The sequence below is a fragment of the Neorhizobium sp. T25_13 genome, from assembly GCF_002968675.1.
Classification (GTDB): domain Bacteria; phylum Pseudomonadota; class Alphaproteobacteria; order Rhizobiales; family Rhizobiaceae; genus Neorhizobium; species Neorhizobium tomejilense.
Genome location: NZ_PVBI01000001.1, coordinates 245503 through 260821 on the forward strand (window position 1 = coordinate 245503; position 15319 = coordinate 260821).

The 15319-nt window shown below is 61.7% G+C and carries 12 protein-coding genes; 9 read left to right on the plus strand and 3 right to left on the minus strand.

Annotated elements, in window-relative coordinates; genetic code table 11:
- Positions 1–1131, minus strand: a complete 1131-nt coding sequence (locus C5J22_RS01245; protein WP_245440251.1) for an efflux RND transporter periplasmic adaptor subunit — start codon at positions 1129–1131, stop codon at positions 1–3.
- Positions 1132–1333: 202 nt separating this feature from the next.
- Here C5J22_RS01245 and C5J22_RS01250 point away from each other — a divergent pair, with 202 nt between their 5' ends.
- The 4 genes from C5J22_RS01250 to C5J22_RS01265 all read left to right on the plus strand — a co-directional run bounded on the left by C5J22_RS01250 (position 1334) and on the right by C5J22_RS01265 (position 5574).
- Entirely contained in the window at positions 1334–2005 is a 672-nt protein-coding gene (locus tag C5J22_RS01250) for a response regulator transcription factor (RefSeq protein WP_105436803.1), read from the plus strand.
- Entirely contained in the window at positions 2005–3336 is a 1332-nt protein-coding gene (locus C5J22_RS01255) for a HAMP domain-containing sensor histidine kinase (protein ID WP_105436804.1), read from the plus strand. Before C5J22_RS01250 ends, C5J22_RS01255 begins: the two co-directional genes overlap by 1 nt.
- A gap of 230 nt (positions 3337–3566) precedes the next feature.
- The gene (locus tag C5J22_RS01260) at positions 3567–4325 is read left to right on the plus strand and encodes a DUF3313 domain-containing protein (protein WP_172746509.1); all 759 of its coding nucleotides are present in this window, start codon (positions 3567–3569) and stop codon (positions 4323–4325) included.
- A 403-nt stretch (positions 4326–4728) separates the two neighbouring features.
- Complete coding sequence (locus C5J22_RS01265; RefSeq protein WP_105437173.1) at positions 4729–5574, plus strand: MipA/OmpV family protein; 846 nt, start codon at positions 4729–4731, stop codon at positions 5572–5574.
- A gap of 98 nt (positions 5575–5672) precedes the next feature.
- Here the strand turns inward: C5J22_RS01265 and C5J22_RS01270 are convergent, their stop codons facing one another.
- Positions 5673–6488: an ATP-binding cassette domain-containing protein gene (locus tag C5J22_RS01270; protein WP_105436805.1), complete on the minus strand. Its 816-nt coding sequence runs from the start codon at positions 6486–6488 to the stop codon at positions 5673–5675.
- 242 nt (positions 6489–6730) lie between these two features.
- Between C5J22_RS01270 and C5J22_RS01275 the strand changes: the two genes are divergently transcribed.
- From C5J22_RS01275 to C5J22_RS01295, 5 genes are all read left to right on the plus strand, one after another.
- Positions 6731–7615, plus strand: coding sequence for a helix-turn-helix domain-containing protein (locus C5J22_RS01275; protein ID WP_105436806.1), 885 nt, complete (start codon positions 6731–6733; stop codon positions 7613–7615).
- Positions 7616–7776: 161 nt separating this feature from the next.
- Positions 7777–9930 carry a TonB-dependent siderophore receptor gene (locus C5J22_RS01280; RefSeq protein ID WP_172746467.1) on the plus strand — a complete coding sequence of 718 codons (2154 nt, stop codon included), beginning with the start codon at positions 7777–7779 and terminating at the stop codon, positions 9928–9930.
- Positions 9931–9994: 64 nt separating this feature from the next.
- Positions 9995–10879 (plus strand): ABC transporter substrate-binding protein, encoded by an 885-nt coding sequence (locus C5J22_RS01285; protein WP_105436807.1) that lies wholly within the window; start codon positions 9995–9997, stop codon positions 10877–10879.
- 13 nt (positions 10880–10892) lie between these two features.
- On the plus strand, positions 10893–12863 hold the full coding sequence (gene fhuB / locus C5J22_RS01290) for a Fe(3+)-hydroxamate ABC transporter permease FhuB (RefSeq protein WP_371412535.1): 1971 nt from the start codon (positions 10893–10895) through the stop codon (positions 12861–12863).
- Between the two features lie 88 nt (positions 12864–12951).
- The gene (locus C5J22_RS01295; RefSeq protein WP_172746468.1) at positions 12952–13257 is read left to right on the plus strand and encodes a hypothetical protein; all 306 of its coding nucleotides are present in this window, start codon (positions 12952–12954) and stop codon (positions 13255–13257) included.
- Between the two features lie 13 nt (positions 13258–13270).
- Here C5J22_RS01295 and C5J22_RS01300 read toward each other — a convergent pair whose 3' ends face one another.
- Complete coding sequence (locus C5J22_RS01300; RefSeq protein WP_105436809.1) at positions 13271–15265, minus strand: protein-L-isoaspartate(D-aspartate) O-methyltransferase; 1995 nt, start codon at positions 15263–15265, stop codon at positions 13271–13273.
- Positions 15266–15319 lie beyond the last annotated feature (54 nt).

Below are 15319 nucleotides of genomic sequence, written 5' to 3' on the forward strand. Positions count from 1 at the left end.
TCAGCCCGCCTTCGAGATCGTGACGGTGACGTCCGGTCGCAACTCGGGCAGCGGTACGGTCACGATCGTGTCGCCGTAAGCCAGACCTTCGGAAATCTCCAGGCTGTCACTCCCGCCCCATCCCGATCCGACAGTCACGGGTTGGCGGACGAGACGGCCTTTTTTCAACTTGAGGACATAGTCTCCCGTCTCGTCCTTGCGCAGCGAGATGGCCGGTATGACGATCGCGTCTTCGTTTTGCCGGACCAGGATCGTGCCCGTCGCGAACGATCCGCCCCGCAGCCGGGCGCCACCGTTGGAGAGCCGGATATAGACCGGGATGAAGCGCGTGCCGTGGTCGGCGACGGGACTGATACGATCCACGCGTCCGACAACGGTTTGCCCATCAAGCCCGTCGATATGCAATTCTGCCCGCTGGGCGATCGCAACGCGGTGCACGTCGCGCGTGGAGACCAGGACTTTTGCTTCCAGAATGCTCGTATCGACGATCATGAAAAGTTCTGCGCCGGCGCCGACGCGGGAGCCCTGATTGATTGCCCGGTTTGAGATCACCCCATCGAACGGCGCCCGAACTTCGGCGTCCCGCAAAGCGGTGCGTGCGATATCCGCCTGTGCTGAAAGGCTTTTCAGTCTGGCGGTCGCAGCGGCGACCTCGCTTCGTGCCTTGTCGAGCTGCTCCTGGCTCGCGATGTTCTTATCTGTGAGTTGTTCGATCCTGTTGAGCGACTGCATGGCAAGCAGCATCTCCGCCGCCGCGACATCGCGATCCCCTTCACGCTGCTTGAGGATCGATTGGAGATCGTCCGTCTCGAAACGTGCCAGCACGTCCCCTGCCTTGACCGCCTGTCCCGCGACTGCGCGAACCTCGATGATCTTGCCTCCATCCTTGGCGTGCAGGGCGGCGCGATTGATCGGCTCGAGGTCCCCGCTGACGCGCAGCCGTTCCGCCATCGACGTGGGCCTGATATCAGCTATCTCCGAGAGGGCCAGTTCCAGCGGTCTATCGAGCTGGTTCGCCGCGACGACCTCCTTCACCCGCTCATTCGCATCGACTGTTCCGCGTGCGGGATCGATAAACACGACAGCGAGGTAGACGCCTCCCAGAAGTATCCCCGCCTTGGTCAATCTCATCGTCCATTTCAAAGCCATAGCGACATTCCTTGGATTTAATGCACGGCCACCTGCGGGCGGCGCCTCGCGTTTTCGCGACTGGATGGCTCCGGTTGCTAGGCTTCGACAATTGCAGCAGCATTACCTGATGGTTCCTTTGTCCCCCGTAATGCTGCCGCAATCTTCGCGGCGGAGAAGGACGGGACAGGAGAGCCAAGGGACGATGAGACTTCTATTGATAGAGGACGAGAGGGAGCTGGCCGACGCTCTTTCGGGGGCGCTGAGCAAACACGGCATCGTCACCGATCACACCACGCATCTTGCGGACGCTTTCGAATTGACGCGCCAGAATAGCTACGACGCGATTCTCCTGGATCGGCGTCTGCCTGATGGCGAAGGGCTGACCTTCATTCCGATGCTGAGGCGGACGGGCACCGACACGCCGATCATTGTGCTGACGGCGCGCAACGAACCGTTGGAGCGGGTCGAAGGGTTGGATCTCGGGGCGGACGATTATCTGGGCAAGCCGTTTCTTGTCGACGAGCTGATGGCCCGGTTGCGAGCGGTTCTGCGACGGCCGCCAAGTCTGACGGAACTTCAAATCTCGGTGGGCCGGATGGTGATTGATCCCCTGCATTTGAGCGTGACCGTCGAATCGATCCCGCTCGATCTGCCGAGGCGCGAACTTCTCGTTCTGGCGGCGCTGGCCAAGCGGAAAGACAAAACCGTCCTTCGATCGACCCTTGAGGCCGCGGTCTACAATTATGAAGAAGAAATTCAGTCGAACGCGCTCGATGCGCATATTTCAAGATTGCGCAAACGACTGCTGGATGCCGGCGCCGGTATCACGATCCACAATATCCGCGGCGTCGGATATCTCCTGAAGGAAGAGTGATGCACGACAAGGCTACCCCTTCTCTTTGGTGGAAACTGAGTTGGCAACTCAGCCTGGTCATTATCGCTGTTGTTGCTGCGGTGATCCTCGGGCTTTGTATATGGGCTGCTACGATCATGTCGCCTAACATTGCCATGGAGGAGAAGATCGGTTCTGCGATAGCCGCGGCCGCGACACGCGACAGTCAAGGGGGATTGGAGCTACGAGATACGCCGGGGCTGAGGGCACTCAAGGAGCAGAACAGCTCCCTTTGGTACGTGGTGGCCACAATAGATGGTGCGTCGGTGTCCTATGGCACCATCCCTCCAGCTTATGCTGAGCTGACCCATCTGGTCCATCTGTTCGACGACGCGGACATACGGGGATCCACTGCGACAAAGGAGGTCGCGACGATTGACAGTGCCGAGGCGGCCGTCGGCGAGATTCGGATTCTGTTTGGCGGCGTGGCCGACAAAGGCTCGCGAGTCTTCACCCTTCTGGCAAGGGCTTATCCGATCTACGTCTCTTTGCTGGCGGTCGCTCTGCCTGCGATCTTCCTCGCCGTCCCGCAAATTGTACGGCGCGCGCTTGCACGGGTGAGCGATGTCGCTGACAAAGCATCGCAGATCCAACCGCGCCAGCGTGGAGCACGCCTGCCGGTGGCAGGTATTCCCAAAGAAGTTGCCCCGCTGGTGATTGCATTCAACGGTACGCTCGAGCGGCTTGAGAACGAATTGAAGAAACGCCAGCGCTTCCTGATCGACGCGGCGCATGAGCTCAGAACACCGATCGCCATCATGCAGACGCGGATCGATGGGACGCCCGAGGGCCAGGAACGCAGGCGATTGTTGAACGACGTTGCGCGTTTGGCCGAGACCGCCGAACAACTCCTCGACTTTGAGCGCAACGACCAGGCGAGCGAGCTCCATGAAGCGGTCGATCTCGTCGAGATTGCACGGACGGTGGTTGCCGACCTGGCGCCTCAGGCGATCGCTGCGGGCTATCAGATTTCCTTCCAGAGCGAGGTGGAAAGCGTTGAACGGCGCGGCAGCCCTTCTGCCCTGCCAAGAGCGGTCGGCAATCTGGTCCGCAATGCGATCGACCACGGCGGCAACAGGGGAATGATCACCATCTCGGTCTCAGCCGGCGGGCGGATCACCGTGGCCGACGAAGGGGCAGGCATACCCGCCGAACACCAGGAACTGGTTTTCGAACCCTTCTACCGCGTCACCCCAAAAAGCAGAGGCGCAGGCCTTGGTTTGAGCCTGGTGAAACAGATCGTCGCAAACCATCAGGGGCGGGTCAGCCTTCAAAGCGGCACAATCGGAACCCAGGTTGCAATCGAACTCTGACAGACGGCACCATGCTCGCCCCATCCCGATCCTCTGTAATGCTGCGGCAATCCTTCCCCCGCACTGTCAACCTGGTACACCCATGACGGAGGCCCGACGGCGTGCGCAGCAATCTATCCATTGAACCATTTCTCCGATTTGCAGGATCTCCATCCACGTCAGCTTTCAGATCTCTATGTTTCGCCCTGCCTCTGACCCTGGCGGTAGCGGGATGCACCTCGGTGCCGCTGATGGAAGCAGGTACCCTGACTTCCTACAGCAATCTTGGCGCGCCGAAGGGAACGCTGGCCAAGAAACGCCTCTATGTCGATGGGCGCCATCTGGCTACGGTCAAGACGGTCAGCATCGTGCCGACAACCTTCTCTTTCAGCGCCGCATCCCGCATCAAAACGGAAGCCGACCGCTCGCTGGTGTCTAACGTTCTGGACCGAGCGCTCTGCATCGCGCTCAGCGACAAGTACCAGATGGTCTCAGCCGGCCAACCGGCGGATCTGACAATACGGTCCGTCGTCACCGATATCGTACCGACAAACAGGGCCGTGGCCGGGGTCGCAACCGCCGTCACCGTCGGCACCGGTTTTGTCCTGCCGGTCAGCGTGCCGCGCCTGCCCATCGGCCTCGGAGGATTGGCCGTCGAGGCGGAGGCTGTCGACGGCAGCGGCATGCAGAGCGCGGCGATGGTGTGGGCCCGCGGCGCAAATTCGATCCAGGACAAACCCCGTGTTTCCGAAGTAGGGGACGCCTATGGCCTCGCCTCCACGTTCGCGTCCGACTTTTCGCGCGTGCTCATTTCCGGCAAGGAGCCGAAAGGATTGAACATCGCCCTTCCTTCAGGGCAGCGGATGCAGTCCTGGCTCGGCGGAAAACCAAAATACCCGGCGTGCGACGCCTTCGGGCGGGCGCCTGGATTGGTGGGAGCCGTGGCGGCCAAGTACGGCGCGCCGCCGGACTGGACCGACAGGAAGCCGAAAGCGGCCATTACGCACTGACATATCATCCGAGTGGACCGGCACACGCGTCAGCGAGGCCGTTGCACTTTTTACGGAGGAACGGCGGTCGGACCCTCCAGCGACCGGCTGCCTCCGTAAGGCGGCATGGACGGACGGAGCGCTGGCCGGCACCCCCAAAGTCTTGCTCCGTTCGTCCGCTGCTCGCCGGCATTGGCAGCAGGATTTGCCGCTAACGCTTCGCCCTGCCGCACCGACATTGCCGGCTGGTTTTCATCTCGACTTGTAATGCTGCGGCAATTCTTCAACCGCAACGTCTCACCGAAACCAGACCCGGTTTCTTTAGCTTTTATAATCAGGAGTTAATTTGGTGAGCCAGCACGATCAACATCATCCGGAAGACCGGCACCGCAATACGGTCTTAAGCGGAGTTGGGGCTTCCGACATCATTCAGCGACGGTGGACGATAAAAATCTCGATCGCGGCGTTGGCCGCAGCCTCGGCACTCTTGCCGGTCACGGCACTCGCGGCCGACCTTAAAGCAACCGACGCGGCGATTGCCCCTCCGCAGCAGTTCGATACCGCACGCTACGGCGGCATTCGCGGCAAACTGCATGACTGGAAGGTAACGATCGGCGTCGGGGCGGTTTACCTGCCCGAATACGAAGGATCCGACGAATTCGAGGTGCAGCCGTTTCCGCTCGTCTCCGCCCAGTTTGGGGACCGCGTGCATCTCGATACCAGTGGCCTCACCGTCGATCTTTTCGAAACAAACGGCTTCAGGATCGGCGTGACCGGTGGTGTCGAGATGGGCCGCAAGGAGGACGACTCGGACTACCTGCGTGGTCTGGGCGACATCGACATGGGCGGCGTCATCGGAGGGATCGTCAGCTATGAGGTCGGCCCATTCGGCGTCTACGCCAAGTTGGACAAGACCATAGGCGGCAGCGAGGGACTGACCGGCACTTTCGGCGCGAAGGTTTCCCATCGCTACGAACGGTTCATCTTCTCCGCCGATGTGTCCGGCACATGGGCCGACGACAAGCACATGGAGTCGTATTTCGGGGTGACTTCGATCCAGTCGGCTCGGTCCGGCCTGGGGGCATACGAAGCGAAGGCGGGGATCAAGCGCGTCGATCTCAAGGGTTCCATCACCTATATGATGACCGAGAACTGGAGCGTCACAGGCGCCGGCGGGGCCGGCTTCCTGCTCGGGGATGCCAAGGACAGCCCGATCGTCAAGGACGACGTTCAACCCTTCGCAATGCTGGGAGTAGGATACAGGTTCTAGAAAACGAGTGAGATCCTGCGGCAGCCATGACGGCTGCCGCTATTCCGTAGTGGGGTTACCGCCTAACGAAACCCCACTGGCTGACTGTATACTCGAAATTACTGGGCCAGCGCCACCAGCCGGCCGCTTGAGGGTTGGCATAGGATATCCATCCGGACGTCGTAGATGCGAGCCAGTTCCTCGGTCGTCATGACCTCTTGCGGTGTGCCATGGGCAATCAGCCGGCCGGAATGCAGTGCGACGATCTCATCGCAGAAGCGGGCGGCCATGTTGACGTCGTGCAGCACGGTGATGATGGTGATGCCCTTTTCGCGGCAAAGGTCGTGCGTCAAGGACAGGACTTCCAACTGATGGCCAATGTCGAGCGCGGCGATGGGTTCGTCGAGCAGAAGGCAGGCGGCATCCTGTGCCACGAGCATGGCAAGCCAGGCACGCTGGCGTTCGCCGCCCGACAGGCTGTCCACCATGCGCTCTGCAAAAGGGCCGATACCGGTGAGCTCGATTGCCTCCTCCACCTTCTGCTTGTCGATGGCGCTGAACCGGCCGAGCGCGCCGTGCCATGGATACCGACCGAGCGCCACCAGTTCCTTGACCAACATGCCGGGCGCTGCCGGCGTCCGTTGCGGCAGATAGGCGAGCCGGCGGGCGAATTCGCGCGCACTCCAGTCTTCAAGCGGTTTGCCCTCGAACTGGATAATGCCCCCGCTCAACGCCTGCTGCCGGCCGATCAATTTCAACATTGTCGATTTGCCGGAGCCATTGTGACCGATCAAAGCAATCGACCTGCCAGCCCGAAGATCGAGCGTCAGCGGATGTAAGAGGACGCGGCCTTCGATCGCAAAGCTCGCCGCCTTCAATGACAGGAGAGGGAGATTTGCCTTGGCGATCTCACGCTCGTTTGGGTTCAGCGGCATGGTTACCATCCGTATGTCGTCTTTCAAACCGGAAAATTGGACTCATGTTTCTCCGAATCTGACGCTCCGGTCAACCGACGTCCTTTGCCGGGCCGTTGGTCGCGTTGCCGGTCGGCCAGTGTGTGTATTTGCACTTGCGTGGCACGCAGATCGGGATGATGCGGCATCTGCAACGCCCGCGGGATTGATACGCTGCATTAAAGTTGATAAAAATATGCAAGTTTATTTATTCGGGTAGCTGCATGATCTTTCAACCGCGGATGCAGAACAGGATCGAGGGTTTTTCGGTCATCGGGGGGCTGAGGCGCCGTTACTGGAACGGCATCACCGCCGACCTCTGGGAGGTGGAATGCGCCGCCTATGCGGGCGGCCATTACGTGGCGCGGGACCCGCGACTGTTCATCCTGCTCGACCAGCGCGGCCGCGGGCGCCCTGTCGTAAAGCTCTCCCCGAAATCCCGCGGCACGCCACAGGACAGCAATCAGAGCCCGATCTCCTACATTCCCGCCGACATGGACCTTTGGCTGGACATTGCCGACGTGCAGTATGTGCGCCACCTCGATATCCATTTCGACGCGGACATCCTCGGCCGCCGGTTGATGGAAGACATCAACCCCAAAAAGCTCAAGGATCCCCAATTGCTGTTCTCCGACCAGCGCGTCATGGCGCTGGCCGGACTGATCGCCGCCGAGATTTCCAACCCCGAGCCATTGCATGATCTCTATGGGGACGGGCTCGCCCTGGCGCTCGTCATCGATGTCCTGAAGATGGCAAAGGTACCGCCCCGGCGCCGAGGAACGCTGGCCGGAGCGCAGCTGCGGTGCGCTACGGATTTCATCACCGAAAACTGCATGCGCAATATCCGCCTGCAGGAACTCGCCGACCTGACGGGACTGTCGCCATCGCATTTCAGCCATTCGTTCAAGGCATCGACTGGAATGGCCCCCCACGACTGGCAGATGAATGCCCGGCTGGAACGCGCAAAAGCCTTGCTGGCGTCGGAGGCCTGCGCGTTGACCGAAATTGCCGCCGAAACCGGTTTCTCGGACCAAGCGCATTTCACCAAGGTCTTCCGCAAACATGTGGGGACCACCCCCGCCCGCTGGCGGAAGGCCAGGCAGTCGTGATGCACTTCGCAAATATTTGCTCACTCCTTCAGAAATTGCCCAAAAACGTCCAATTGCCGCCGATCGAAGCAAGCCCAAACTTTAAATATGAGTTAACTGCTCACCTTATTGTGGCGCCGCTTCCGGAGAGCGGCGAAAAGTTCGTGTGAGTGGGGCATAGAATGAACAAGAGAAAAACAGCCTTGGGGGCAAGGCTCGGCCTGGGTGCGCGTGTGGCGTTTGTCGCCCTTTGCAGCGCGTGGGCGGCTCATGCCCAGGACGCCGATACGACATTGGCGCCGATCGTCATTCGCGGCGAGGGCGAAGGCGACGGAACCGGTCCCGTCAAAGGTTATGTCGCGAGGCAGACGACCACCGGTTCCAAGACCGATACGCCGCTCAAGGAAATCCCGCAGTCCGTGTCGGTCATCGGCCGGGAAGAGATGGACGACCGCGGCACCGTCAGCAAGATCGACCAGGTGCTCCTCTATACGCCCGGCGTGTTCGGCCAGCCCTACGGCTCGGATCCCGACACCGACTGGATCTACGTTCGCGGTTTCAATGCGTCGCAGACGGGCGTTTTCTTCGACAGCCTCGCGCTCACCAGTCACGCCTATGGCGGCTTCCAGATCGATCCGTTCATGCTGGGGCGCGTCGAGGTCCTCAAGGGGCCGGCCTCCGTCCTGCTCGGCGGGGCCAATGCCGGCGGGGTCGTCAACCTGATCCGCAAGCGCCCGACCGACGAGCCCTACTCCTACACCGAGACCGGCATCAACACGAATGGCAACGCCTTCTTCGGTTTCGATATTTCCGACAAGATCACCCCGGACGGCACCTTCAGCTATCGCCTGACCGGCAAGATCGCCGGCGGCGACAACTATACCGACTACAGCGAGGACCTGCGCGGTTTCATCATGCCGCAATTCACCTTCTCGCCGGACGCTGGCACCAGCCTGACGGTCTGGGCCTATTTAAGCGGCCTGGACCAGGTCCACACGACCAACGGTCTGCTGCCCTACCGCGGCACGGTCGTCGACGCCCGCTACGGCAAGATACCGCGCGACATGTTCCTCGGCGACCCGAACTTTGACGATGGCACGGTCGTTCAGAAAATGATTGGCTACGAGTTCGAGCATGAATTCGAAGACGGTTGGAAGTTCACCCAGAACCTTCGCTACGGGCATCTCTTCAAGCGCGAACAGTATGTCTATCCGTTCGACCTCAACCAAACGGATGCGGTGGTCGGCCGCTACAGCGAGGATATCACCTCGACTGCGGATGCCTTCAACGTGGACAACCGGATCGAAAACGAATTCGATTTCGGCGGAGCATCGCACAAGATCATGGCGGGCCTGGATTATCGGTACTATCGCCTCCACACCGACCAATTCGCGAGCCTCTTTGGATCGGTTCCCGACTTCGACCCCGCCAACCCCGCCTATGGTGTGGTTCTGCCGCCGCTCGCCCGTAACCTCAACCAGGTCTACACGATCAACCAGGTCGGCGTTTACGCGCAGGACCAGATCAAGTTCGGCGATGGCTGGATCGCCACGTTCAACGGCCGCTACGACTATGTCCACAACGATATCGATGACCTCATGCCGGGAGGAACGTGGAATTATTCCAGCAACGACCGGGCCTGGAGCGGCCGCGCGGGCCTGGCATATGAGTTCGACAACGGCCTGACGCCCTATGTCAGCGCTGCTACCTTCTTCAGCCCGATCGTCGGCCTGACGGGCGGCGCGGCGCCGAAGCCCGAGGAAGGTTACCAGTTCGAGGCAGGCGTGAAGTACGAGCCGACCTGGCTCGACGGCAGCCTGACGGCCTCCGTCTTCGACATTACCAAGAAGAACTACACGATCACCACCGGCGTAGTAACCAGCCAGCTTGGCGAAGTTCGCTCAAGGGGCGTCGAAGTGGAAGGAAAATTCAATCTGGACGAGAACTGGAAGGTCATCGCGGCGGCGTCGTATACGAATATAGAGATCACCAAGGACGATCCCACGCTCGTCGGCAATACACCAAACGTCGTGCCTGACGTTCTGAGTTCTCTCTGGCTCGACTACACCGTCACGGAAGGCCCGTTGGAAGGGCTCAGCTTCGGCGCCGGCGCCCGCTATCGCGGCAAATCCTGGGCGGACAATGCGAACACCCTGCGCGTTCCGGATGCGACGGTCTTCGACGCGGCGATCCGCTACGAGAAGAACGATTGGAAGGCGTCCCTGAACGTCACCAACCTACTCGACAAGAACTATGTCGCAGGCTGCAATACGGAGTATTTCTGCGGCTACGGCGAGGCCCGCACCGTCAACTTCAAGATCAGCAAGGTCTGGTAGTTCGACGATCTGAAACAAGTCTTTCAGGAAGGCCCGGCTCGGGCCTTCCTGTGCCTTTGGAGACATGCCGATAGTGCAGCAATTTACCCGCAGAACCATGCTTTCAGCCGCAGCCACCTTGGCGGCGGCGCGCACTCTGCGGGCGCAGGAAACGGGGCCGCGGGTGGCAACGCTCGACTGGGCACTTCTCGAAACGCTGCTTGCAATCGGCGCCAATGTCGTGGCGGCGACGGAGCTTCGCCAGTTCCGCCAGGTTGCGATCAAACCCGATCTCCCGGAGGGCGTTGCCGATCTCGGCCTGCGCGGTACACCGAATTTCGAGGTGCTGCGCTTTGCCCGCCCGGACCTGATCCTCAACTCGAATTTCTACGCCTGGGCCGACCCGCTGATGAGCCGGATCGCACCGGTCGAAAACCATTCGATCTACAAACCCGGTGAAAACCCGTACATCCTTGCAGAACAGGCAACGCTGGCGATCGGCGAGCGGCTGCAGCGCCCGGCGGCCCGCAGGATGGTCGAAGACCTCGCTGCCCGGCTCGATCGCTACAAGAACCTACTTGCCGGGGGTGACGGCCGCCCTGTCCTGCCGATCAACCTCGGCGATGCGCGCCATTACCGGGTCTTCGGTTCCGACAGCATGTTCGGCGAGGTGTTGAAACGCGTCGGGCTTGCCAATGCCTGGACGGGCGCGACCAGTTATTCGGCCATGGCGCCGATGGGCATCGAGACGCTGGCCTCCATGCCCGAGGCCTTGATCGTCCTCATTCCTCCGCATCCGGAGGATGCCTTTGCGGCGCTGACCGAAAGCGCCTTCTGGAAGGCCCTGCCTGCGGCGCGGGAAAATCGCGTGCTGACGGTCGGATCGATCAATCCCTATGGGGCATTGCCGGCCGCCAGCCGTTTTGCCGATTTCCTGGCGGAAGGGTTTTCCCATGCCCGCAACGGCTAGTCTCCCAATGCCCATGCGCGCACGCCTGCCCCACGTTCTTCCTGCAGCCTTGCTCGGCATCGCCTGCGTTGTCTCCTTCATTCTGCTTCTGGCATTTCGCCCACAGGTCCCCGGGGCAGCGGCCACCGCTACGGTTCTCGATGCGATCCTGCTGTGGAACAGCCTTCTGCCTCGTGCCGCGATTGCGCTGATCGCCGGGGCAGCGCTCGGTCTTTCCGGTGCGCTGCTGCAACGGGTATTGCGCAATCCGATTGCCGATGCCTCAACTCTCGGCATCGCCTCGGGGGCACAACTGGCGCTGACGCTCGGCCTTAGTTTTCTGCCGCTCATGACCGGCATCTCCCGCGAGCTGCTCGCCTTTGTTGGCGGCTTTACCGCGGTGGCGATCGTGCTGGCGCTGAGCTGGCGGCGCGGGCTCGATCCGGTCACGGTCGCGCTCTGCGGCATGATCGTCAGCCTGATCGCGGCCTCGCTCAGCGTGATGCTGATCCTGGCGCGCGGCGAATATGCCATGTCGATCCATATCTGGGGTGCGGGCGCGCTCAACCAGCAGGACTGGAGTGGTGTCACCTCGCTGGCGCCGCGGCTTGCGGCGGGCATCATCGCCGCGGCACTGCTGCTGCGGCCCCTGAATGTTCTGGCGCTCGACGATTCCAGTGCCAAAAGCCTCGGTGTCGCGCTGCATGGTGTCCGGTTTTCGATCCTCGTCCTCGCCGTCTGGCTGTCCGCCTCGGTCACGGCAACAGTCGGCATCATCGGCTTCCTGGGGCTCGCAGCACCCGCCATGACCAGGTTCTGCGGAGCACGAACCACCGGACAGGTGATGATGGCCGCGCCTCTCACGGGCGCCGCGGTGCTTTTCCTCGCCGATAGCCTGACCCAGCTGCTGGGGCCGGGTTTTTCCGATCTCGTGCCGGCGGGTGCCGCAACCGCTCTGCTCGGCGGGCCGTTGCTTCTCCTTCTGCTGCCGCGCGTCCACGGATTTTCTGCCGTGACCACGACGGCTGACGCCGCCTGCCGACAGCTTCGAAAGCCTGCTGGCGCACTGTCGCTACTTGCCTTGGCGCTTTTCATCATCTTCGTCCTCGTACTTGCGCTAGGTCCGACGGATCACGGCTGGAACGTCGCAATCGGCTCACTCTTTTCCGAACTTCTGCCGTTTCGTCTGCCGCGTATCCTGGCAGCCGGCGGTGCCGGCGCCATGCTCGGAGCAGCCGGCTTCATCATGCAGCGCGTGACCGGCAATCCGATCGCCAGCCCCGAAGTGCTCGGCGTTTCGAGCGGCGGCGGTGCCGGGCTGACGGTTGCTCTCTTCCTGTTCAGCATCCCATCGCCGGCCATCATGCTTCTCAGCATGGCGCTCGGCTCGCTCGCCGCCTTCCTGGTGATGATTGCGATCGCCGGCCGCTCGGGTTTTTCGGCCGAACGACTGCTGCTCGCCGGCATCGCCATCAGCGCTTTCTGCATGGCGATCGTCAGCATGGTGCTCGCCCAGGGCGACATGCGTAGCTATATCCTGCTCACCTGGATGGCCGGATCCACCAATCGCGCCGGCATCTTCGAAGCCTCGACGGCGATGATCGCTCTCGTGGTGTTGACGGCGCCGCTTTTCTTCATGATCCGCTGGCTCACCATCCTGCCGCTCGGGACTAGCCTTTCCCGCAGCGTCGGTCTTCGCGTCCTGCCGTCACGCCTCGTGCTCGCGATCCTTGCGGCATTGATGACGGCGATCTCGTCCTTCCTCGTTGGCCCCTTGAGCCTGACAGGACTGATCGCGCCGCATCTCGCGAGGCTCTTCGGTTTCCAGAAACTACATCACCAGCTTGCCGCGGCAATCCTGATCGGCGCTTGCGTGCTTATGATGGCCGACTGGCTGTCGCGGGTCGTCATCTATCCCTATCAGGTCCCGGCCGGCCTCTTCGCGGCGCTGATCGGCGGGCCTTATCTTCTCTGGCTGCTTGGGTTAAAGCAACGCTCCCCGTAATGGCCGAACGCTTCACGCTGTCCGGCAGCCATCAATGTTTGGCTAGCCCTGTGCCCTCGGCTATCTTGATTCCCGGCTGGGTGAAGGTTTGTACGGCACCGCACAGAAGGCGGCAGGAAGTCATTATCTGTGGAAAAAGCGTTTCGCGGGGATTAGAATTCGCCGCTTCAAGGAGGCCGATATGACGTATCACAATCCTTTTCCAGCGCGTGCAATGACGATGGGAGACATTTCCCTCCTCCGACACGCTGTCATTGTTGCAGCCGAAAAATCAGAACGCAGCGCCGATTCAGTCGCACCTATCGTGTACGACCTTTATTGCCGCGGCCTCAAGGATCCTGAAAAACTCGCCGAGGCGGCCGGCTTGCTCGCCACGTCTCGTTCCTTCAATTGAGCGGCAGCGCAACCTATTCGCCAAAGGGATAGGTTTCCGGCATGCCGCGATGGTGCTCCGGTCCGAGCGGCGTCACCGCCTGGGTCTCGTCGAACCAGACATAGGCATCGAACTGCTCGGGAAGGATTGCCTGGCTGTAGTGGCTCCACAGCTCCGTGTCGGGCCGGTAGATGACGCCGATGAAGCGCTCAAGCCGAGGCTCCGAGAGGCGGCGTCTCAGCGGATCGTGCTTGGCAGGCGAAAGATCAAGCAGGAACCGGGTTTTACCCGCCTCATGGCACAGCCGCTCGTAGCTATCCGGGCGGGAAGGATTGACGCGCATGACCTGCATGTCTCCGTCCCAGTCGCTCGCGGCGGCCACCGTGCCGGCATGGGTGCCGAAACCGACAAGTGCTGCCTCGCTTCCGAAAGCTTCGCGGCAGAGCTGTCCGATATTGAGCTCGTTACGGATTGCGCCCATATCGGTGGACCGGGCATCGCCGATGTGACTGTTATGGGCCCAGACGATCGCCTTGGCATCCGGTCCCTTGGCATCAAGAAGATGCTGTAGCGTTTCGAACATATGGGTATCACGCAGGTTCCAGCTTTCCGCTCCGCCATAATACATGATGCGATAGTAGCGCTCGGCGGACGCGATCAGCCGGGCGTTCTGGGCGGCATCGAGAAAGGCATCGCCGTCGTTGTTTGCATAGTCGAGCCGCTTGCGCAGCAGCGCCTGGCATTGCTCGATCACCGCCTGCTCGCATTCGGCATAACCGCGGCTGAGCGCCGCCCGGCCATAGGTCGCGGGGTTCTGCTGCCAGGGCGTCAGGCAGCCGTAGCGCTCGCGCGCCACAGCCGCCGCCTGCGGATCGACCCGATCCAGATAATCAAGCACGGCTCCGATCGAGGCGGACATGTTGTAGATATCGAGCCCGTAGAAGCCCGCCCGCTCTTCCATGGCGTCGAGACCCGCATTGTGCTTTCGCATCCATTCGGTCAGTGCCCGAACGTCCGTGTTGCGCCACATCCAGGTCGGGAAGCGTTGGAACGGAGGCTCATCCCATTCGGACGCGGATCGGTGTCGGACGTATCGATCAACTTTCGCCGCATCCGGCCAATCTGCCTCGACCGCGACAATCGTGTATCCCCGATGGACGATCAGGTGACGCGTGATCGCGGCACGGGCCCGATAGAATTCAGCGGTCCCGTGGCTCGCTTCCCCCAGCAGAACCACGCGTCGGTCGCCGAAGCGGTCGAACAGGCGGCCGAATGCTGGATCGTCGAAATCCGGCAGGTCTTCGGCCGCTTCGGCAATCATTGTCGGCAGGCTCTGCTTGCGAGAAATGCCCGGCTTGTGATTGCTCGCGGAGCGCCGGCCATCCTCGGCCCAGCCCTGCTCCCCGATGAGCGGCACGAACATCACCGCCCCGAGATTCGATTCCTCATAGCTGGTCGCCGTGCGCCGGATAACCTTGCAGAGCGTCTGGCTAGACTCCCCACCCACAGGGATCACGAGCCGCCCGCCGATTGCGAGCTGCTCCTTCAGCGCTTCCGGCACCGCCGGACCGCCCGCGGCCACCACAATTGCGTCGAACGGCGCTTGCTCGGAAAGTCCTCGCGTGCCGTCGCCAGCAAGAACCTCGACATTGTCATAGCCGAGATCAGCCAGGCGCTGCTTTGCCGATGCGGCCAGGACCTCATGGCGCTCGATCGCATAGACGCGCTCCGCGATCTGGCCCATCACCGCGGCCGCGTAGCCGGAACCGGCTCCGACCTCGAGCACACGATCGCCCGCCCGCAGTTCGGCCGCCTCGATCATCGCCGCGACGATGTAGGGCTGCGAAATAGTCTGCCCCTCCTCTATGCGCAGAGGCGCATCCTCGTAGGCGAATTCGGCCATGCCTTCGGCGACGAAGCGCTCTCGCGGCACGGCACGCATCGCATTGAGGACATGCTCATCCCTTATTCCACGTCGCCTTATGTGAACCTCGGCCATGTGATCGCGCATGCGCTGGTAGTCGACCATCTTGGCCTCCTTCCTTCTGCTCACCTCTCGATCGTTCCCGCCAGGCGACGGTGC